The organism is Cutibacterium sp. LaCa_255 (genome assembly GCF_057458005.1).
Genome location: NZ_CP190956.1, coordinates 568,103 through 588,376, shown reverse-complemented (window position 1 = coordinate 588,376; position 20,274 = coordinate 568,103). Strand labels below are relative to the sequence as shown.

Sequence of the window (20,274 nt, the reverse complement as noted above, 5' to 3'; positions counted from 1 at the left end):
GCCCGCCGGGGGCCCGCGCCAAAGCCGGTGTTCGATTTTCGATCCGGCGCGGTCCATGCCGGTGAGAACTTTGCCACCGCGAGCGTCTCCGGCATGGATCGTGGCGGCACCTTGGCCGACTACGCAATGTGGGTGCCCGCGGCCGGCCAGACCCATACACTGCAACACATGATGAAGTGGGATGGCAGCCCGACGCTGCCCGCTCGTGAGTACCCGGCCGAGGAGCGCGAGATCCGGTTCTTCTTCGACTACGGCCATCCATGGCCGCTGTGGGAGAACTACACTGACGAGTACGCGATGACGCCCGAGGACTACGGCCTCTCCCCCGAGCTCGTGGCGTTGCTGCGTCAGTGTGGCGAGTTGTGGGGCCGCGAAGACTTCGATGGCAGATGGAACCCCCCGGAGGCCGAGGAGCAGTATGAGACAGCCTGCCGTGAAGCCGTGGCCATGCTGCGTGCGGAGGTCTTCCCGATCAAGGTCGTGCGCGAGTAGGTCGAGTCAACAAAGAACCAGGGCGCCCTGAACCACATGGCTCAGGGCGCCCTGTCATGTTCGTGGCCGGTAGCGGTGGGGTGCGATGGGGTGCGCACAGGGAGCGAAGCGACCGAAGCGCGGGGCCCTGTCGCGGGGTCCCGCCGCCGGCCACGTGCGCCGAAGGCGCCTTGAGTCAGTAGGGAAATTTCTCACAGCCCCCAAGTCCTTGACAGGGTCCTTCTGTGCAATCCAGACTGGCGACGGGCACCAACGTACACATTCCCAACGAATGTGAGTCGCTGGCGAGCGTCGACAACTCGCTGGAGTTCCACCCTTTCAAAGATGAATCGGGATCGTCATCGACTCTCTAACAGCAGACCTCCATACCTAGACGCCAAAGGAGTAGAAGATGAAAAACTTTGGAATTATCCTAGGATCAACGGCTTTCGCGATCGCCTCAATGGCATTTCAAAATTCAGAACCTCTGCCGGCCTCCGCCGCAGGCCAGAGCAACACAAAATCAGCCAATCATTCCACCGTGGCAGCGAAGCCTTCCAAGAGCGCGGCGAAAGAGGCTTATACTATCGTTTTCCCTCAGACAGGCGCTCGTTTCATTACTCCACGATCGAGCCGTGTCGTCACAGCATCTTGGCCTATGGGTGCCTGCGGCGTAAGAGATTCTCAAACTAAAATTGTTAGCACGTTCACAATGGGGAGAATCCCGGAGCGCCTTGTCTACACCGCCAACCTGCAGTGCGGGAACGCCAAGTATGGATATCGACACATTCAGGCTGAGCATGCTGAGGACTGGAAAGCTGTCGCATACCCCTCGGGAGACCCGAATCACTGGCACTTCATTAACTGGTTCATCACCGAGACAGGCAAGAAGGCCCTATCAGTCCAAGAAGATAAGGCTCGAAATGTCTACAACTACCGCGGCTGGATCCAAATCAAGGACTCACGAGGGCGCGTAATCAAGAATTATTGCCCTAAACTGGCGATTTCACGGGACTCGGGCCACCGAATCATCACGACCTACCCAATGAACTGCTCCAGTCTATCCCTCCCCCACAAGTAGGCCCATCCGCCTAGTTCACGACGATTTAAATTCACTTAAGAATCGAGAGCACGACGTTCTCATTCCTGCTGATGTTGGACATTTCTTCACGGCCCTACGCCAGGCTCAGGAACGGGTCCCTGAGCCTGACGTAGGGCCGTTCACAGCGCGCTGCGGATAGACCCGTTTACCACAGAGCTCAACAGACAGGTAGATGGAAGGCGAGCGCCGGCTCACTACCGCCTGGAATTACGTGCTCGAATCGCCCTAGGGACACCCATCCCAGGCGCTGATAGGTCGCGATAGCGGCTTGATCCTTTTGCATGACATCGAGCGCGGCCCTCCGGCCCGCTTCGTGCGCTGCAGCAACACCCGAGGCCATGAGGTGGTCAGCTAGGTGCTGCCCTCGAGCTGCGGGATCCACGAACAGTCGACCCAGTACTGCGATTTCTTCCATCAAGAGGCCGTCGCGATGTGCAAGCAATTTGGCCGCTTCATCACCCTCGCCCGGTTCTGCCACCATAACATGTCCGACGATCTCGCTGGCCACCTCAGCCACCCAGGCCCCGAGCATACGGTCAGAGCGAAGCCAAGCCTCCGGATCAGCAACGCCCTCAACCGGATAGCCATCCTGCGCATGGACGCGCACCAGCACGTCAGCTAGAGCCGGGATATCCGCATCGACGCGGGACCGGATCAGAACGGACATGTCATTCCTCCACGGGCATGGTGTAGTCGAGGCCAGTAACATCCGCGCGCATCGTAAACGTGGTGACTTCGAAGGGCTGCCGATCTTGGTCGATGCTCGTATGCACCACGTCGATCACGGGCACTCCATCGGGAATCATGAGCTGCTCCACTTCGCTCGGGGTGGCCATGCGTGCCGAGATCTCCTCGCGGATGGTCACGACTTCATGGCCCTTCTCGGCGAACCGCGCATACAGGCTGCCCGGGCCTAGGTTCGCGGAGTGGAGCAGCGGCGTGCCCTGGGCAATCGGAAGAGGAATGTACGTCACGCCGATCTGGACGGCTTCATCGTCGGCGAAGTAGTGATTCTCCCGGCGGACGACGTGAGTCCCCTCGACCAGACCGAGGCGCTGTACCACGAAGCCCGGTGCCGGCACCTGCTCAATGCTGGTGCAGTTGACACTGGGCACGCGCCCTTGGGCTTCTACTTCAGCCCGGAAGGGCGACAGCCCCGTTCGCTCGCGGAGCTTGTGCGAGTAGCGAGAGGAGCCAAAGCGCATCAGCTTAGGTTTGACCCGTACGAAGGCGCCCCTGCCGTGCTCCACAGTGACGAGCCCCTCATCAGCCAAGAGCCGCACGGCTTCACGGGCTGTGTTGCGTGCAACGTCGTGCGTCTCGACCAGCTTTCGCTCAGACGGGAGCTTGTCTCCAGGTGCGAGCTCACCGGTCTCTATGGCAGTGCGCAGCTGCGCCGCAAGTCGCCGACTGGCTGGCTCGGTCTTACCTGTGCTCGTTGCCATGGTGACGAGTCTACGGAAACTGGCTCACGCCAGCCCTCGGAACGAGGCAACTATCTCAACGAGCTCGTATCAGTCCGGGAGCTTGCGCTACCACGGCATCTGATCACACAGCCAGCCACGGCCAACGTGACGTACCCCACCTGCTCGCGGCTCGGTAACCTGCCTCAGGGAACCGACCCTTGCCCGGTTCCCCCCTGAGCAACTGTGCCATCTCAGGTTTCAGTCTCTACCGTCAGGCTTTCTCGTCGCTCTGGCGGTCCTCGCAGTTCCGCTCGTCGAGCATCGTTTCGCCTTCGTGCCCTATTCGCTGCACAGAGCGCTCCACAAGAACCTCAGCCTCTGACCACAGTCTGCGAATGTGTTGAGCTACTGCGTCTGCCGCTTTATCCGGCAAGGGGGTCAGGACCGTGAAGGTCTTGCTGTTCGCGACACCGCTGAAGGAAGAACCTAGCGTCCAGACCCGACCGTCTTCTGCTACAACGAGCCGATCGTGCAGGGCTGCACTGGTTCTCACCTCACAGGGACACTCGGCCAGCCCCTCGAGGAACGCTTTGATACCGGTACGCATCTTCTTGGTCCGATCATGATTGCCGATCAAAATCTGCGCTATGCCCGTGCTCTGAATGAGTTTGAACAACTGGTCCACGTCCAAATATGGGTCAACCAAGAGGGCAGCGTCGCCCAAGTCACTGATCTGCGAGACCAAGCGCGCATACGCCAGTGGGTCTTCCGGCTTCAGTACGACCACACGATCGGCTGCTTCCTCGCCGACATCCGCCGAGCGCATGAGGGCCAGTCCCAACGACGTCAGCGTCAAGCCCCCTCGAACCCGCCGCGCCCAACGCATATGGACAAGATGGTCAGCGATACTCTCGCTGATCCCAAAGATGCCGGTCAGCCCTTCCACCGGCGTCCGTGCCATCGAAGCCAGGACTCCCCCGGTCCGCCTGGGTGTGGGGTTAGTCAGCCAGAGCTCCAGCTCTTCAGGGGTTGGAGTCGCCCCGCCTTGGTTCGCGGCGGCGATGAAGGCCAAGGCCCGGTGCTGTCGCTCCGTCAGGACATCCATGTTCCCAGTCTCTCAGACCGCCCGGGGGCCCAGCTCCAAATCAATCCCCCCACTGGCCTTTAGCATCCCTTGACTCAACTGGCTCAAGCCAGTACATCTAGAGGAGACAGTCATGACAGTGCAGCGCAAGATTCTGGTGGCCATGGAGGCCGTCTTCCCCGCCGGGGCGTTCCTGGTGGGTCCGGTGGAGCCGGTGTGGAACTTCGACAAGGCGGTTCAGCGTCCCGATGGGTCCAGGCCGCAGCAGCTCGACAAGGAGACCGGTCTGCCGATCTGGCAGGCGCCGGTGTTGGACATGGACCCGGACGCCGGCAACCGGGACAAGACGGTGGTGGTGAAGCTGGTGTGCGCCCACCAGCCGGTGCCGCCGGCCAACAAGACCAACCTGCCGATCACCCCGGTGGTCTTCGAGGGCCTGTCGATCACCCCGTGGGTCGACGACAACGGCCAGCGCCCGCGGCTCATGTACTCCATCCGCGCCACTGGCTTCGCCGACGAGGCCCCGACCGCTGAGCGCAAGGCGGCCTGATCATGACCGTGGCAACGCTGCCCAGCCCGGACCGTCGGCGTCTTGGCGTCGTGGCCGTGGCTGGGGCTGTGTGGCGCCCTGTGCGGGTGACGGGGGTGTTCGTGTGGCGGCTGCTGCGCGGGATGTGGCATGGCCGCTGGTGGTTCGCCACCTGCTACATGGCCTGGTTCCTGGTGGCCATCGTCTGCGGGATCGACTCCTACACCACTCATGTCGGGTTGTGGGTTGCTGCCGCGGCCTGGCTGGTGCCGTTGGTGGGTGGTGCGTGGTGGTCCCTGGCGAACCCGTTCACCTTCGACAAGTACATCGCGGGACCGTGGCGTCGGTGGGGTTGGCGTAGGTGGGCCCGCAAGAACTGGGACGAGGTCGCCCGCGAGTGTGGCCTGTCGTCGCAGCGCACCGTCACCAAGGACGTGCGCCGCACCATCAAGGTGGGTGACCACCTTGAGACGATCAAGGAGCCCCGCCAGGTCACCGTGTGGACCGCCCCGTACCTGCCCAAGATCGAGACTCGCGGCGACACCCTCGTACTCCGCGTCCGTCCCCGCATCGGGCAGGTGTTCGAGGACATCGAAGCCGCCCTCGAAGCCCTCCGCCTCGCCGCCGGCGCCAGCAGCGCCCGCACCCAGCCCGTCAACGACGTACACATCGAGGTGCAGCTCATGATGCGCAACGCGCTGGCCTCCGGCCGGGAGGCCACCCTCACCACCCGCGACAGCCTCGACACGGTGGGTGTGGTGCCCGCCGGCCGGACCCTGTCGGGAGACACCTGGTTCCTGCAGGTGATCGGACGCCAGACCCTCGTCGTCGGCGCGTCGGGGGCGGGCAAGGGCTCCCCGGTCTGGTCGGTGTGCGGCTACCTCGCCCCGGCCATCCCCACCGGGGAGGTGCAGCTGTGGGGCATCGACCTCAAGCACGGCCTCGAACTGGGCATGGGCAAGGACCTGTTCTGCTGCATGGCCACCACCCCCGCTCAGGCCCTGGCCGTGTTGCAGGAGCTGCTCGCGGTGATCGCGGTGCGGGGTGCTGCCATGTTCGGCACCTCACGGCTGCACGAGCCCCGGCCGGGGGATCCGCTGCACGTGCTGATCATCGACGAGCTCGCCGTGCTCACCTCGTACGGGCCGCCGGAGATCGTGAAGGAGGCCTCCCGGCTGCTGTCGGAGATCCTCACCCAGGGCCGCGCCCTCGGCGTCGTGGTCGTGGCCGCGGTGCAGGACCCCCGCAAGGAAACCGTCGGCATGCGTGGACAGTTCACCCAGTTCCTCGCACTGCGCCTCAACAGTGCCTCGGAGACCCGCATGGTCCTCGGTGAGGACGCCGCCACCCTCGCCCCCGCCCACCGGATCCTGCTCTCGCAGCAGGGCACCGGCTGGATCAAGGACGAGACCGGCACCTACGACAAGGTTCGCGCCGACTACTGGCCCGACAAGACCATTCGGGACCTCGCCCACCGTTACCCGTCCCCGGTCCACGTCGTGCTGCCGACTGCGCAGCAGGCCGCCGAGACCGCCCTGCCCGCCGCCACCTCCCCGGTGAGCGACATCGTCCAGGAGGTCACCACCGAGCCGCGTGTCCGTAAGCCCCGGGCTCCGCGCAAGCCCCGCCAGCCCCGCACCACCGGCCAGAACGAGACCACTCTGGTGATGCCCGCCCCGGTCGACGTCGACGACCACCTCGACCTGCAGGAGGGCGACGCAGCATGACCGCCCACGCGGGGCCCACTTCGACGGATTTGGAGAGGCCGCCCCTCTCGACGTCGACCTGAGCCCCCGCGGGCAGGCCAACCTTCTGGCCCGCATCAAGGACGGCACCTTCGACCAGTTCGCCCAGGCCGCCGCGCATGTCGGCTACTGCACGCACCCCATCCGGTTGACCGGCTCCACCACCCGCATCGACACCACCACCGGCGAGATCCTGTCCGTCTTCCGCTCCACCGACCAGCCCCTCGGCGTCCTCTTCCAGCGCTGCGGCAACCGCCGCGAATCCGTCTGCCCGTCGTGTTCCCGCCTCTACGCCCGAGACACCTTCGAAATGGTCCGCTGCGGCGTCACCGGCGGCAAGAACGTCCCCGACAGCGTCGCCGACAATCCCCTGGTCTTCCTCACCCTCACCGCACCCTCCTTCGGCCCCGTCCACGGCACCCGCAGCGGCAGGCCCTGCCACCCCCGCCGCGAAGGCCAGCTCTGCCCCCACGGCCGACCGATGTGGTGCAACACCCGGCATACCGAAGACGACTCGCTGCTCGGGCAGCCGATCTGTTCCGACTGCTACCGCTACGACCACCACCTCATCTGGCAGTGGTGGGCCCCCGAACTGTGGCGACGCTTCACCATCACCCTCCGACGACACCTCGCCGCACTAGTGGGCGTTGCCCCGTCGAAGCTCAACGACGTGTGCTCCGTGCAGTTCGCGAAGGTCGCCGAGATGCAGACCCGCGGCGCCATCCACTTCCACGCACTCATCCGCCTCGACGGCCCCGCCGCCCAGGGCATCGGAGCACCCGCACCCACCGGCCTCACCGCCGAACTCCTGGCCGACGCCGCCCGCACCGCTGCCGCGGCCGTCTCCTACGTCGCCCCCGCCCCGCACCCGTCCATCAAGCCAGTGCTGCTCGTCTTCGGCACCCAGATCGACGCCAAGCCCGTCCGCACCAGCCACCGGCCCGATGACCCCGACCGCGAGCTGCAACCCGCCCAGGTGGCCGGCTACCTCGCGAAGTACGCCGCCAAGGACGCCACCGCCGCGAAGCACGGCACCACCAACCCGCACCTCGACCACCTCGCCGCGCTGTGCCGCACCTGGTGCGGCCATGCCCGCGCCCGCGACAACCTGCGTCGTGCTGGTGACTGTGTGGAAGGCCCGGTCGGCAAGGACGGTCTCGACGTGTACCGGAACCTGGGCAAGTGGTCCCACGAACTCGGCTTCCGCGGCCACTTCTCCACCAAGAGCCGCCGCTACTCCATCACCCTCGGCGCCCTCCGCCGGGCCCGTGCCCGCTTCCAGAAGCTCATGGCAGACCAGCACAACGGCCGCCACATCGACTGGGACAGCATCGACCTGCTCACCGACCAGGACGACGACACCACCCTGGTCCTGCGCGACTGGGCCTACGACGGCACCGGATGGGACACCACCACCGACGAAGCACTCGCCCTCGCAGCCGCCGCCCGCGCCCGCGAGTACGACCAGTGGAAGGCCGCACGCAAGAACACCCACCCCCACCCCAAGGAGAACTGAACCCATGAGCAAGACCGACACCCTGCCCGGCCTGGACACCACGCCCCGGCTCGAGACCGCCTTCGACTACCTGACCAGCGACGAGCTGGCCGTCTGGCTGCGCGTCTCCCCGTCCACCCTGTGCCGGTGGCGCAAGACCGGTCAGGGGCCGCGCTGCACCTGGCTGTCGTCCACCTGCCCCCGCTACCTGCGCGCCGATGTGGAGGCCTGGTTGAGGCGGGCTGCTGCGTGAGCATCGAGAAGACCCCCAACGGGCGCTTCCGCGCCCACCTCAAGAGCGGACGTGTGAAGGTCGCCACCCGCACCTTCGACACCCGTCGCGAGGCGGTCGCCTGGCTCACCCGTGAACGTGCCGCCCTGGACGGGGGCATTGATCCTCGCGCCGGCAAGGAGCGGGTGCGTGACCTGCTCCCCCGCTGGCTCGAGATCCGTCGCACGACCGTCGCGACGAAGACCTGGCAGACCGACCGCGAGCTGCTGCGTCTGGTGCCCACCAGCATGATGGCGTTGCAGGTGTCGTCCGTCAGGGGGCGCGAGGTCGCTCGCTCCTTCGAGGCCCTGCTGTCCCGTGGGCTCGGGCACACCTCCGTGGTGCGCTACCGCGCCAGTCTGTCGGTCTTCTTCGCCTGGTGGGTGCGGGAGAAGCTGATCGCCACCAACCCGGTCACCGCAGTCCGAGTGCCGAAGAGTTCTGTCCCGCCCGTCGAGCTGCACCCCTTCACCGAGGACGAGCTCGAAGCCGTCCACGACGCCTGGGCGCTGCGCGACCCTAGGCTGGCCGACGTGATGCTCGTCCTCGGCTGGACCGGCCTTCGCTGGGCCGAGGCCCGTGAGCTGCGGGTCGGTGACTTCGTGGAGGTGCCGTCCCCGGCACTGCTGGTGCGCCGCTCGGCCCCCGAGGGCGTCGGCGTGAAGGCCACCAAGAGCGGCCGTTCTCGTCGCGTGCCGGTGGCCAACCGGGTGCTGCCGATCATCAAGCGGTTCACCCTGGGCAAGGGCCCCGACGACCTGCTGCTCACCACCTACATGGGCGCCCAGCTGCACCGCAATGCCGTCGTGCGCACCCTCGACTGGAAGCACACCGCCCAGGGCCGTCGCATCCACGACCTGCGCCACACCGCCGCCTGCCTCTGGTTGGCCCGTGGCGTCGACCCGGGGACCGTGCAGGCATGGATGGGCCACGAGTCGATCGCCACCACGAACCGCTACCTGCACCACCTGGGCACCGCCGCCGACATTGCCGGTCTGGCAAGGCTCAATGCCAGCCTCGATGAAGGGTTGGGGACCGCCGGGGGCCCGCGAGAGGTGGCGCAATGAGCCAGAAATCGAAAGAACCCCGCATGACCGGAACTGTTCTTCCTAGTCAGCGAGGTTTCTTGCTGGTGGAGCATAGGGGATTCGAACCCCTGACCTTCTCATTGCGAACGAGACGCGCTACCAACTGCGCCAATGCCCCAACAACGCGGTTACGCTACCACATCCGGGCAACCCGCGCCACGGGCGCGACTCAGTCGACAAGGACCTCGTCAGCTCCGGACTCTTCCGACTCCTTGGCGACGTCATCAAGGGCTGTGCGCATGTCCTGGACCATCGTCTCGATGTTTGACGGACCCTTCTGCGGTCCACCTGCAATACGGCCGTCCACGCCCAGCAACCACGCCGTCGGGTACCCGTGAACCTCGAAGACCAGGTTCGTGGACCCGTCCTTGTCAACCAAGGACAGCGGACGCAACGACTCTGGCAGTGCCTCGCGAACAGACTCGCTCGTCACCAGGCATCGCACGTCAACCTCGGGCAACAGCATCATCCATCCCGGAGCCTTCGTCATGACTCTCTCGCACGGGCCGCAACCGGGAGAGACGAAGATCAGCAGAACCGGACGCTGCGCCACCAGGCCACGCAGGGTCGTGGTGCGTCCTTCGACATCGGTCACCGATGCCAGCGGAATCGGCACGGACTCATAGTCGGCGATCTCCTCGGCGTCGTCCTCCTCGGCCGCATCATCAACCGGGCGGTAGAGCACCGTCGCGACGACAACGACCGTCAGCACGGCGGCAAGCCACCACCACAGGTCACCGGCTGAGGCCTTGATGATCCTCTCGATAGCCGGACGACGGTCGTCAATGGCCGCGATGAGGGCCAACACCGACGCAGCGACGAGCAAGACGTTGCGGACGATGGTTCGAGCTCCGATGTCACCGGGGGCAAGATCACCGAAACAATGGCAGTCCACCGGATCCGGGATCGTCACGACTGCCCGAATGATGATGCCGAGGTAGAGGCAGAACAGCGCGACAGCGCAGGAGGCGACGACGATTCCGAACACCCCACCGACGATGAGCAGCAGGGCCCCCAGCACGATCTCTGCCCAGGGCAGCATGGACAGCACCCCCGACGGCAGTTGCGAACCGGGGAGGCCGAGTGCGTCGAGGGCATCACTGACTGTGTCGTGAGACTGAACCTTGCTGCCCCCCGAGACGAGGAGGACAACCGCGGCAAGCACCGTGCACAGCGTCAGACCGGAAAACACGGATGCCATTGTGCCACCTCATCTGGCGACTGTCGGAACCGTGCTCAGGCCGACGCAATTCGGACAATCCCCGATGGCCCCTCATGGACCTCCGAGACAGACTGCTCGTCGTCGGAGGCCTCGACCGGCTTCTCTGCGACGACGGGGGTGTCAACCTGGCCAGGAACCGGGCCAGGAGCGGAGAGGTCGATGGTGCGAACGGTCCGGGCGCTCAACGGCGTCGAGACATAGGTGGGAGCGGTGACGACGACGTCATCCCACAGCGAGCCCTCCGGGGCTGTCACCGGGCGGTCGAGGTCGATGGTCCAGGAAGTGGGCTCGTCGTCGGTGCGAAAGGGCTCCGTCTTCACCTCCAAGACAATGGTGTCCTCGTCCCATCCCCTGTCGATGAGGGCGTAACGACGATCAAAACGCTTCGTCATCTCCACCACGGACCACCGCGCCAGGGCGAAAAACCCGACCAGCAGAAGGCCGAAGACCGCCACCAGCCACCACGGAGTGACGTCGGCGATGGCAAGCACCATGAAGAGTACCGTCAAGCTCAACAGCGCCAGCATCGTCGCCATCCGACGCTTGGCAGCCACTGCCCAGGACCGCCTCAAGTCACGACGGGCGTACGACCTGGTGTACGGGGTGGACAGCTCCACCTCGGGGCCGTCCTCGGTCTTGTCAGGGGTAACTGTGCAAAAGCCTCGGGACACCACGTTCATGGTGTCCGGGAAGTCTTCGTGCCTGTCATCAGACACCTCTTGGGAACGTCGACGATTGACGACCATGGGGACGAGATAAGCGATCCATCCCACGAGGACGATGGCGATGAGAACAGCTTGGACGGCTTGCACGATTGACACGCTACGGTCTCTCTTCGGCGTGTCGCGTGGACCACACGCGGAGTGTCGGAAAACGAATCACAACGATGTTGTTCAGTCCTCGTCCTCACCCACCGGCGACCCCGGCAGAAGGTGGTTGGCGAGGTAGTGGCACAGGACGCCATCGGGGTAGTCGTCAGCCAGCAGACGAAACACCCGGTGATCGCGCCATTCACCGTCAATGTGGAGGTAAGCGGGCCTTATGCCCTCCTCTGTCATGCCGAGTTTCTCCACCACACGCAAGCTCTTGACGTTCTCAGGACGCACGCAGATCTCGACCCGGTGCAACCCCATCACTTGGAAGACGTAGTCGCACGCCAGAGCCACTGCTGTCGGCGCAACTCCCTTGCCCGCATGGGCGGACGCCACCCAATAGCCCATCGAGCATGACATCGCCGATCCCAAGGAGATCGACGACACCGTCAGCTGACCGATGAGCGGAGTCGTGGCACGGTTGGTGGCCCGATGATCGGGCCATCCGTCGTCCCAACCGATGGCCCACGGCAGATTGCTGCCTTCCTTGGCACGCTTGCGATTCCTGGAGAGCATCGCGAGATATCCACCTACGCGCTCGTGGGACCCCGGTGGTTTCGTCGCCTCCCAAGGGGCGAGCCATTCCCAGTCGAGTTCGCGCGTGGCCGTCCATCTCACCTCATCGGCTCGCCGAAGCGGACGCAAAACCACCCCACCAGCCTGCAGGGTCACCGGCCAATGGTGGTGACGTGGCAGCGTCACCCCCCACGGCAGACGAGATGAGGCCATGGCGTCACCTCAACCGCCAGCACACCAGCGGCATACCGGTCGGAACCGGCTCATCGCCCGCCCCGACGACGGCGATCGCGTCGGCCATCGACAGGTCAATGGTGTGGGTGACATCACCCATTCCCGCTCGCAAGAGGACCGGGCGGCCTCCGACTCGAGCCAGACGCACCGGGACGAAGGTGGTGGAGTCCGGGTGACGGGCAATCGGCCGATCCGTCTCGGCCCTGAGCACATCGGCCGGCGGCAGGCCTGACAGCTTGCGCAGCAGAGGCTGCACGAACACCATGAACGAGATGAGAGCTGGTCCAGGACCTGCCGGCAGGACGACCAGGGGGACCAGGCTCGGGTCGATGAGGGCGAATCCTTGATTGGCCCCCGGCTCCATCGCTACCCTGGCGAAGTCAGTACCTCCCATACGTGGCAGTACCGAGGAGACGGGGTCCTGCTGACCGACAACCATGTGATCGCTGGTGGTGAGGACGAGATCCGCACCACGTCCGGCATTGGCGAGCAACCGCGCCAACTCGTTGTCGCTCGAGGTGTCGGTGGAGATGACGGTGACATCGACGTCAAGGGCCCGGGTGGCGGACTCGATGGCTGCAGCGGTGGCATCGAGAGAGGCCACCTCTTCGACGCCATTGACCCGAGCTCGCCTCTCAATCTCCTCGCGCTGATCCTCATCAGGTCGCACCGCGACGATGACGACCTTGGGCCGCGGCCGTACGAACACCTCGTCGATACCGGCCGAGGCCAGCATCGAGATGATCCCCGGATGCAAGATCGTCCCATTGCGGACCAGAACCTCACCTGTTCCGTAGTCCGAACCCGCGAGGCGAGCCCCAGCCCACCTCTTGACCGGAGAGAACAGCACGATGTCACCGTCGGCGTCGAGCAGGTCCAGTGGGAGGACGCAGTCGGTGCCTTCCGGCAACAGCGACCCAGCCATGACGCGCACAGCAGTGCCCGGGGTCACCGGAGTGGGAGGACGACGATCGATCTGGATCTCCACGGCACCAGAACGACCTGCCATTCTGGTGGACGCAGAATCGAGGGCATACCCGTCGATGACGGCAGTCGTCACCACTGGGACGTCATGAGGTGCGTGGATGTCCTCACACACCGCCAGCCCCACGGCCTGCGGCAAGTTCATGGCGACTGGTGGAACGGCCTGCACGAGGCTGCACAGGTAGTCGCGATGATCGACGACTGACCGACGCCCGGACATGTCCGTCTCGGGCGCTCCCGGCAAACCGAGGGGCTCCATCTCGGACTCCGGGGCATCGACCTGCTTCTTCCTGTGGAACAACGCCATGGCATCACCCTAGAGGTCATTGCACTGTCTGCCCGACAGCGACTCGGCCAGGGCGTACTATGAGGGGGTGATGACGCACCACGGCCCAGCCAATGAGGACTTCTCTGATCCTCGGCTCGGCAAGGAGGAGCTCCGACGTGGCTGCCGTGACCGCCGGGCAGCCGTGGACCACCGGACCCGAATGGGCAGGGACGACCGACGCACCGAGCACGCCATGAGTCGGCTGCTGTGGGCTCACAAGGTCGCCCTCTACCTGTCTCGCGGGGACGAACCGGACACTGTAGGACTGGCAGACACCCTCGTCATGATGGGAAAACAGGTTCTTGCTCCGGTCCTGACGGACGGCCACGGTCACTCCCTGCACGAACCAGCGTGGGCGTGGTACGACGGCAAGAACGTACGTACCGGTCTGTGGCAGATCCCCGAGCCGATCGCTCCTGTGCTGCCGGCCTCAGCCATCACCGTGGCCGAGGTCGTGCTGTGTTCAGCCTTGCTGGTCGACCGGGCGGGGTACCGGGTTGGCGTGGGAGGCGGCTGGTACGACCGCGTCCTCACCCAGCGAACCCCTGGGGTTCCGGTGTGGGCAGTCGTCAATGACGACGAGATCGTCGACGAGGTTCCCCATGATCCATGGGACGAGCCGGTCACCGCTGCTCTCACTCCCACTGGCCTGCACCTGCTGGGTCAGTGAATGACGCGGAATTTCTTGGTACCCGGCAGTACGCCTATCATTCGACAGGCGCCTGACACCGATCGGGCCGGAACGAGGAGACCATGCCCACCTACCAATACCGATGCAACGACTGCGGCCATGACCTCGAGGTCGTGCAGAAGTTCAGCGACCCCTCGCTGACCGAATGCCCCACCTGTGAGGGTGAGCTGCGCAAGGTCTTCAACGCAGTGGGCGTGGTCTTCAAGGGGTCGGGCTTCTACTCCACCGACAACCACACCAAGGGAGCATCCAAAGCGGCTACCGCCGAGAGTTCGACCTCCTCCGATTCCTCCTCGACGAAGTCCGAGTCGTCCTCGTCATCCCCCTCGACGACGAAGACTGCTGACAGCGCGTCCTGAGTGGAGGGTCCGGACAGGACGTGAACTGCCTGTGGACAGAAATTGCCCTGTGGACAACTGAACGATTTCGTCTCCTCCGACGATAACTGTGGGTGTGAGACTGACATCGAAGAACTCCCAGGACCCTCGCCGACCACAATCGACTCTTAAGCACAAGACCACCGCGCGACGCCGTCTGCATGTCCTCGTCGCGCGCCATCGACGCGGCCTGGCAGCCCTTCTCGCCGCACTGGCGGTGCTGCTCGTGGCCTCCCCCGGAATCGCCACGACATCCTCCGGACGAGAGGTCATCGTTGCCGCCCGTCCCATCGAGGGTGGACGCACTATTCAACGCTCTGACCTACGTACCGTCCGAGTGGATCCTGCCATCCTTCCCCATGAAACAGTCACCCTCGCTCAGGTGGAAGGCCGCCAAGCATCGGCTCGCATCACTGAGGGGACGATCCTGACGACGTCTGCCGTGTTGTCCGGCTCCAGCGTCGGATCCGGGAAAGCCCTGGTAGGAATCCATCTTGTCGACTCGTCGATGGTCGGGATGCTGCAGGTGGGCCAGCGGGTGTCCGTCGTCTCCCCCGGCGAGGATGGGACACCGCACGTCCTGACCCATGGCGCGATCATCCGTAGCCTGCCCACCAGCGGAGGTGGACTCACGCAAGGCTCCCCGTCCACGGAGTTAGTGGTGGTGTCCACCGGATCCGCCGATGCCGCGGCGATCGCCGTGGCAGGCCAAGGACAGCCCCTGGGACTGGTTGTGGAATGAGTTCGCATCCGACGAAACAGCGTGAACGGTTTTAGCCGCACCTCTGATGTCCCATTATGGTTCTCGACGGGCCCGAGGCCATTGGGCACACACCACAACCCGAAAGGAGCCCTGTGAAGGGATTCAAGGACTTCCTGATGCGCGGCAACCTCATCGAGCTCGCCGTGGCATTCATCCTTGGCGGCGCGTTCTCCACCGTCGTCAAGTCGTTCACCACAGTGATCATGGATCTGCTCGGCAGGATCGGCGGCACCCCCAACTTCTCAGGTTGGGTACCCGGTGGAGTCCATGTCGGCGCCTTCATCACCGACGTCATCTCCTTCTTCGTGATGTCCCTCGTCATCTACTTCGGGCTCATCAAGCCCGTGGAGATCGCCACGAAGAAGCTCAAGCACACCGAGGAGGAGGCGGTTGCCGCCCCCACCACCGCCGATCTGCTCATCGAGATCCGCGACGAGCTGCGGTCCCGTCCGGTTCAGTGAGCCGCCTCAGTGCAACACGCTGTGCGGTGGTCGTTCGGCCAACAGACGAGCCTCGTCCGGCCCGATGACCACCGCGCCGCGATGCACTGTCGCGCTCAACCCGTCCAGCCCGGCGATCCGACGCGCCTGGGCGAGTACCGCTCCATAGCGGGCGAACTCAAGTCCGGTGGACAGGTCGTCGGGAAGCGGATCGGGCCACGAGCGACCGGCCTGTTGGCATTCAGCACGCCGCTGCGCGAGTCGTCCGGCAGGCCAACCCAACCCGACCAACCACTTCACCAGGTCGGCTGCCTCCCAACCGGGCTCGTCAGGGGCGGTGAACCGCTGTCCGGTGAGGACTGCGGCCACCGCTTCCCAACACTGCTGATCAGGTGTCACTTCTCACCGGGAATCTCGCCGGTGAGTACGGTGCCGTCAGGGATCGTCTGAGGCTTCTCGGTGCTGAGAGAGACATCTCCCTCGACGACGACCCCCGACCCGAAGGTCCAGTCTCCCTTGACCGTGAGAGAGGTGGCCCTGCGCAGCGACGGTGGCTCCGCGATGCGGTCGGTGAAGTCACCGACCTTCTTGTAGAACTCCTTGTCAAGGTCAATGGCGCAGGTGTCGTCAGTCATCTTGACCAAGTGAGCGGAGTCGTCGAGATCGTAGACGTCGGAACGCAGCAGCAACAGCTCATTAGTCGTCTTGACCGGCAGGAACCGGGAACGATCCACGCAGATGCAAGTGGCACCCTCGAAAATCTCGATGGCACCGCCCATGGCCGACTCGATCTGGATGACCGGGGTCGAGGAGGAATCCTTCGGGTCGACGGTCTTCTCGTTACGGATGATCTGCAGACCCATCACGCCGTGACGCTCGTCGAGGACCTTCTTGAGGGCCTCGAGGTCGAACCACAAGTTGTTGGTGTGGAAGTAGGGATGACGGTTCTCGTCGGTGAAGTACTCCATCTCCTCATCGGCGGTTTGAGCGGTGTCGCGCAGGATGAGCTGGCCGTCGGACTTGCGGACGGCCAGGTGTCCACCCTTCTTGTCATTGATGGTGCGACGACACAGCTCAGCGGCGTACGGGGCACCCGAGGCAGCGAACCAGCCAGCCAGACGACCGTCGGGGACCGCTCCCAGGTTGTCGCCGTTGGACACCGAGGCGTACTTGAACCCGGCCGCCAGGAGCTTGTCGAGCACACCGGATCCGAGCAGGGCGGTGTAGAGGTCACCGTGGCCCGGCGGGCACCACTCCAAGGAGGGGTCCTTCTCCCACTCAACCGGGGCGAGAGTCTCGGCGTCAAGCTTGGGCTCCTGATTCTGCAGGAAGTCCAGGTCCAATCCCTCGACGGCTAGGTCCGGGTACTTCTCGAGGGCCTTGAGGGTGTCCGCACGGGTGTTGAAGGAGTTCATGAACATCAGCGGCAGACGGGCGCCGAACTCTTTGCGGGCCGACAGCACCTGGGTAGCGATGATGTCGAGGAATGACTTGCCGTCACGCACCTCCAGCAGCGACTTGGCGCGATCGAGCCCCATTGAGGTTCCGAGCCCGCCGTTGAGTTTGATGATGACGGTCTTGTCGAGGGCATCAGCAGCCTGTTCCTCGCTGAGTTCGACGTCGTCGAGCATCAGCGGATCGGTCAGCGGGGAGATGGTGTCCTCGCGGATGAGTCCGGTGACACCGGTCTCGAGCTGGTGGTAGTAGGAGGTGAAGACATTGATGGCGACGGGATCGACACCTGCCTCGGTCATCTTCTGGCGTGCAGCTTCAAGTCCTTCTTCGCTCATCCTTGCTCCCCTGCTGGTAGACGGACCTGGCCAGTCTATCGAGGAGGGTCTACCGGCGCGGTGGAGCATGCCACCCCGTCACCGGTGATCCACGCAGCCAGAACGCGAACCCGGCTCCCAGGGCGACGTTCCGGGGACAGGGTCAAGGTCACTTGACCAGGTTCGTCCACCGTTGCCACGCTGGAGGTGACAGTGCGGGAGCGTCGGTCCACCAGTAGGACGTGGACGACTCCCCCGACCCAACCATGTAGGCCGACGGAGACCGCGTCCCCCACCCAGCTCGCGGAGATGACTTCCCCGGCCCGGCGCGAGTCCAGACGTGCCAGCCCGGACAATCCGATCCCTGTCGTCATGGCCTGCTCAATGGATTGCGGGGAATCCGCCGAATTGAGGGCGTCCAGTGGCATGACAGGATCGTCGACCGGCCAGTCCCGACCCTGGCCGGGATGATCGTCGAGGACCGCAACTCCCCAGCGATAGGGGTCTCCCTGCACCCCTCCCCACACCGACCAACCAATGCGACTCTTGGCAGTCTGGTCGGAATCGGTGTCGTAATAGAGGATGTTCACCCCGATGTGGTTGGGGTCGATGGGTGAGGGCAGGATCGACATCGGAATGGCCACCTGAATGTGGCTGCCGTCCGGAATCGGTCGAGCCGTCCATCTCATGCCGGGAGCGGTCTGCCAGGCCGGACCCTGACGCTGGTCGGCGTCACGCAGAGCCCACGCCCCGACGTCTGAGGTGAAAGGGATGACGGCCGCCTTGAAGGTGGACGAGGTGTTCTCCGAGGTCCCCTGCGGATCGATGTCGATCTCCAGGGAATCCGTACGCCAATGGCCCTTGCAGTCGGCGCTGGCCAACACCGATCCCCGCTTGGGGTCATGAACGGACGCATCGACGTAGAGGTAGTCGTCGCACCAGGCCATCCAGACCTTTCCGGAGGCGTCACGCATGGCCGCACACTCGTCACCTTCCCAGACCCGGGAGATGTCCATGGGCTCACCGGTGAAGACCTCGGAGTCGAAGGCACCATCGAGTTTGGGAGGACGTGGGGCGTGGGGAACACGGGTGGACGGCACCAGCTCGATCCACTGCGGAGTGGACCACTGACCGTCCTGCGATGTCACCGTCAGGGTGTACTCGTAGTCGCCGCCGTACTTGCCGGTCTCCAGGGTGGGGTCGGTGTTCGTCAGCTCCGCCTCGACCCGGCAGGCCTCTCCCGGCGGCAACGGACCGTAGCTGATGCGGCTACAGGCAACATCGAACCCTTCGGGAAGGTCCAGGATGAGGTCGCCGGACTGCTCTCGGTCGCTGTGATTGGTGACGACCAACCCCAGCCGCCTCGTCAGCCCTGATCCCAGCGTCACGACTGGCCTGACCAGCCTTGAAAGCTGAGGCATCCCGACTGAGTCAACCCACTGTTCATATTGGCTGACCTGGGGCAGGAAATCCTGGTGGGCACTCACAGATGGCAGGACGACGACTCGCGTGTCGGTGTATCCCACTCCCTGGTCGGCACGAATCCGCAGCCCGACCCGAGCAGGCCCCTCAAACGCATTCATCGGGATCGTCACCCTCACCTCGGTGGTGAACGCCGGCTCAGGGGAAACCTCATCGATCTCTCCGATCTCCACCTGCCAGCCCTCGGGTGCGACGGTCTCGAGGGTCACTCCGGACAGATCACCGGAAAGTGAGAGACGACCATCGAGTACCTGCCCGGCCGTGGCCGTCGCGGGAAGGTCCAGGTCAACCGTCGTTCCCAGCGGCAACCCGCCATCCTGCCGCACTGCTGCACCGGCGAGCACGGCGTCGACGCGAGATGCTTCCGGGATCCCCATCTGGGGGTGGGGGCCCCGGGACGCCACCTGACTGAGGAAGGTTGAACCGATGAGATGGGGCTGGGTGGGAACATCTCCCAGACATGCCCAGCCCTGGGAGATGAATCTCCGCTGAGCCTGACGCTGATGGTGGGCCCAGGTCACACCGGCATCGTCAGTGGCCCCTTCCCACAGCGCGTAAACGGTGCTGGCATCAGCCTGTTCAGGCACCAGGGCTGCGTCCGGGCCAGTGGGGCGCTCCCCGCCGAAAGAGTCCAGGAGGAGCCGTGACACCTGCCACGGCTGGAGTCCTTCGACCTCGACCTGGTCGGGCGCGAAGGTGGGATCAGCCGCCGCCAGATAGGCCTCGACGGCCAGCCGACCGGCCATCTGATGGTTGCCGTGTTGCCCCGGCATCGGGGCTGGATTCATGGTGATGATGACCGAAGGCTGGGTCGCCCTGACCACCCTGACAAGCCGAGAGAGGGTGTCGAGGTGTCCCCACACCCGAGCCGTGAGGGGCGCCGAAACGGTGTAGTAGAAGTCGACCTTGTCGAGGTAGAAGAACCTCTCAACGCCCACCAGGGACAGGGCACTGCGTTCCTCCCTCTCCCGCAGCAGACCCAGCAGCGGGCCGTCCTCGCTGCCAACCGCATTGCCGCCACCCTCACCACGGGTGATGGACACGACGCCCACCTTCACTCCGCACTCGTGACGCCACCGTCCGAAAGCAGCGAGCAAACCGGACTCGTCGTCGGGATGAGCACCGATGAAGAGGACGTCGAGACGCTCGGGCCTGGGCTGGGTCATCCCCACTCCCATCGCAGGTGTTTGGCGGTCAGGTGTTGATGACCGAGTGTAGCGAGGCCCGCCTGCGTGGCCCACGAGGTTGACAGGACATCCCGGTCCATCTGAGAGGCGGGTTGGCCCTGCCCACCACACCGGACTAGGCTGGTGTGGCCCTTCGTGGGCAGGGCCCCGTAGCTCAGGGGATAGAGCAGTGGTTTCCTAAACCATGTGTCGTAGGTTCGAATCCTATCGGGGCCGCC

At 64.8% G+C, this 20,274-nt stretch carries 20 protein-coding genes and 2 tRNA genes; 11 read left to right on the top strand and 11 right to left on the bottom strand.

Annotation, left to right across the window (positions count from 1 at the left end; all coding sequences use genetic code 11):
* Positions 1-168 precede the first annotated feature (168 nt).
* Positions 169-492: a hypothetical protein gene (locus ACP8ML_RS02625; RefSeq protein WP_138774611.1), complete on the top strand. Its 324-nt coding sequence runs from the start codon at positions 169-171 to the stop codon at positions 490-492.
* Between the two features lie 1,238 nt (positions 493-1,730).
* Here the strand turns inward: ACP8ML_RS02625 and ACP8ML_RS02620 are convergent.
* The 3 genes from ACP8ML_RS02620 to ACP8ML_RS02610 form a co-directional block, all read right to left on the bottom strand.
* Positions 1,731-2,240 (bottom strand): GNAT family N-acetyltransferase, encoded by a 510-nt coding sequence (locus ACP8ML_RS02620; RefSeq protein WP_065673891.1) that lies wholly within the window; start codon positions 2,238-2,240, stop codon positions 1,731-1,733.
* 1 nt (position 2,241) lies between these two features.
* Positions 2,242-3,018 carry a GntR family transcriptional regulator gene (locus ACP8ML_RS02615; RefSeq protein ID WP_016667080.1) on the bottom strand — a complete coding sequence of 259 codons (777 nt, stop codon included), beginning with the start codon at positions 3,016-3,018 and terminating at the stop codon, positions 2,242-2,244.
* 232 nt (positions 3,019-3,250) lie between these two features.
* Positions 3,251-4,084, bottom strand: a complete 834-nt coding sequence (locus ACP8ML_RS02610; RefSeq protein WP_016667079.1) for a hypothetical protein — start codon at positions 4,082-4,084, stop codon at positions 3,251-3,253.
* Between the two features lie 112 nt (positions 4,085-4,196).
* On the opposite strand from ACP8ML_RS02610, the gene ACP8ML_RS02605 reads away from it, so the two are divergent.
* Genes ACP8ML_RS02605 through ACP8ML_RS02585 form a run of 5 tightly spaced genes read left to right on the top strand, consistent with a single transcriptional unit; the run spans position 4,197 to position 9,170 of the window.
* Positions 4,197-4,613 (top strand): hypothetical protein, encoded by a 417-nt coding sequence (locus tag ACP8ML_RS02605; RefSeq protein WP_016667078.1) that lies wholly within the window; start codon positions 4,197-4,199, stop codon positions 4,611-4,613.
* 2 nt (positions 4,614-4,615) lie between these two features.
* Positions 4,616-6,319 carry an FtsK/SpoIIIE domain-containing protein gene (locus tag ACP8ML_RS02600; protein ID WP_016667077.1) on the top strand — a complete coding sequence of 568 codons (1,704 nt, stop codon included), beginning with the start codon at positions 4,616-4,618 and terminating at the stop codon, positions 6,317-6,319.
* 58 nt (positions 6,320-6,377) lie between these two features.
* Complete coding sequence (locus tag ACP8ML_RS02595; protein WP_065673894.1) at positions 6,378-7,853, top strand: replication initiator; 1,476 nt, start codon at positions 6,378-6,380, stop codon at positions 7,851-7,853.
* A gap of 4 nt (positions 7,854-7,857) precedes the next feature.
* Positions 7,858-8,085: a helix-turn-helix transcriptional regulator gene (locus ACP8ML_RS02590; protein WP_016667075.1), complete on the top strand. Its 228-nt coding sequence runs from the start codon at positions 7,858-7,860 to the stop codon at positions 8,083-8,085.
* Entirely contained in the window at positions 8,082-9,170 is a 1,089-nt protein-coding gene (locus tag ACP8ML_RS02585) for a tyrosine-type recombinase/integrase (protein WP_117188772.1), read from the top strand. Before ACP8ML_RS02590 ends, ACP8ML_RS02585 begins: the two co-directional genes overlap by 4 nt.
* Before the next feature lie 63 nt (positions 9,171-9,233).
* Here ACP8ML_RS02585 and ACP8ML_RS02580 read toward each other — a convergent pair.
* The 5 genes from ACP8ML_RS02580 to ACP8ML_RS02560 all read right to left on the bottom strand — a co-directional run bounded on the left by ACP8ML_RS02580 (position 9,234) and on the right by ACP8ML_RS02560 (position 13,326).
* Positions 9,234-9,309: transfer RNA gene (locus ACP8ML_RS02580), tRNA-Ala, on the bottom strand.
* Between the two features lie 51 nt (positions 9,310-9,360).
* Entirely contained in the window at positions 9,361-10,392 is a 1,032-nt protein-coding gene (locus tag ACP8ML_RS02575; RefSeq protein WP_117188774.1) for a TlpA family protein disulfide reductase, read from the bottom strand.
* Between the two features lie 35 nt (positions 10,393-10,427).
* Positions 10,428-11,225: a hypothetical protein gene (locus ACP8ML_RS02570; protein ID WP_171048607.1), complete on the bottom strand. Its 798-nt coding sequence runs from the start codon at positions 11,223-11,225 to the stop codon at positions 10,428-10,430.
* Positions 11,226-11,306: 81 nt separating this feature from the next.
* Positions 11,307-11,951 carry a GNAT family N-acetyltransferase gene (locus ACP8ML_RS02565; protein WP_171048614.1) on the bottom strand — a complete coding sequence of 215 codons (645 nt, stop codon included), beginning with the start codon at positions 11,949-11,951 and terminating at the stop codon, positions 11,307-11,309.
* Positions 11,952-12,018: 67 nt separating this feature from the next.
* Positions 12,019-13,326: a molybdopterin molybdotransferase MoeA gene (locus tag ACP8ML_RS02560; protein ID WP_065673249.1), complete on the bottom strand. Its 1,308-nt coding sequence runs from the start codon at positions 13,324-13,326 to the stop codon at positions 12,019-12,021.
* A 70-nt stretch (positions 13,327-13,396) separates the two neighbouring features.
* Here ACP8ML_RS02560 and ACP8ML_RS02555 point away from each other — a divergent pair, with 70 nt between their 5' ends.
* The 4 genes from ACP8ML_RS02555 to mscL all read left to right on the top strand — a co-directional run bounded on the left by ACP8ML_RS02555 (position 13,397) and on the right by mscL (position 15,639).
* Entirely contained in the window at positions 13,397-14,017 is a 621-nt protein-coding gene (locus ACP8ML_RS02555; RefSeq protein WP_081302627.1) for a 5-formyltetrahydrofolate cyclo-ligase, read from the top strand.
* A gap of 83 nt (positions 14,018-14,100) precedes the next feature.
* Positions 14,101-14,397, top strand: a complete 297-nt coding sequence (locus ACP8ML_RS02550) for an FmdB family zinc ribbon protein (protein WP_063279545.1) — start codon at positions 14,101-14,103, stop codon at positions 14,395-14,397.
* Between the two features lie 175 nt (positions 14,398-14,572).
* Positions 14,573-15,157, top strand: coding sequence for an SAF domain-containing protein (locus ACP8ML_RS02545; protein WP_333490145.1), 585 nt, complete (start codon positions 14,573-14,575; stop codon positions 15,155-15,157).
* Positions 15,158-15,270: 113 nt separating this feature from the next.
* Complete coding sequence (mscL, locus tag ACP8ML_RS02540) at positions 15,271-15,639, top strand: large conductance mechanosensitive channel protein MscL (RefSeq protein ID WP_016667066.1); 369 nt, start codon at positions 15,271-15,273, stop codon at positions 15,637-15,639.
* Positions 15,640-15,645: 6 nt separating this feature from the next.
* Here the strand turns inward: mscL and ACP8ML_RS02535 are convergent, their stop codons facing one another.
* The 3 genes from ACP8ML_RS02535 to ACP8ML_RS02525 are packed head-to-tail and all read right to left on the bottom strand — an operon-like array spanning position 15,646 to position 20,035.
* A complete protein-coding gene (locus tag ACP8ML_RS02535) occupies positions 15,646-16,017 on the bottom strand; it encodes a hypothetical protein (protein WP_016667065.1) in 372 nt (123 codons plus the stop codon).
* Positions 16,014-17,408: a UTP--glucose-1-phosphate uridylyltransferase gene (locus ACP8ML_RS02530; protein WP_117188778.1), complete on the bottom strand. Its 1,395-nt coding sequence runs from the start codon at positions 17,406-17,408 to the stop codon at positions 16,014-16,016. The genes ACP8ML_RS02535 and ACP8ML_RS02530 overlap by 4 nt, the downstream gene beginning before the upstream one ends.
* 35 nt (positions 17,409-17,443) lie before the next feature.
* Positions 17,444-20,035 carry a sugar-binding protein gene (locus ACP8ML_RS02525; protein WP_249361246.1) on the bottom strand — a complete coding sequence of 864 codons (2,592 nt, stop codon included), beginning with the start codon at positions 20,033-20,035 and terminating at the stop codon, positions 17,444-17,446.
* 164 nt (positions 20,036-20,199) lie between these two features.
* On the opposite strand from ACP8ML_RS02525, the gene ACP8ML_RS02520 reads away from it, so the two are divergent.
* Positions 20,200-20,272 (top strand) — tRNA-Arg (locus ACP8ML_RS02520).
* Positions 20,273-20,274: the final 2 nt, after the last annotated feature.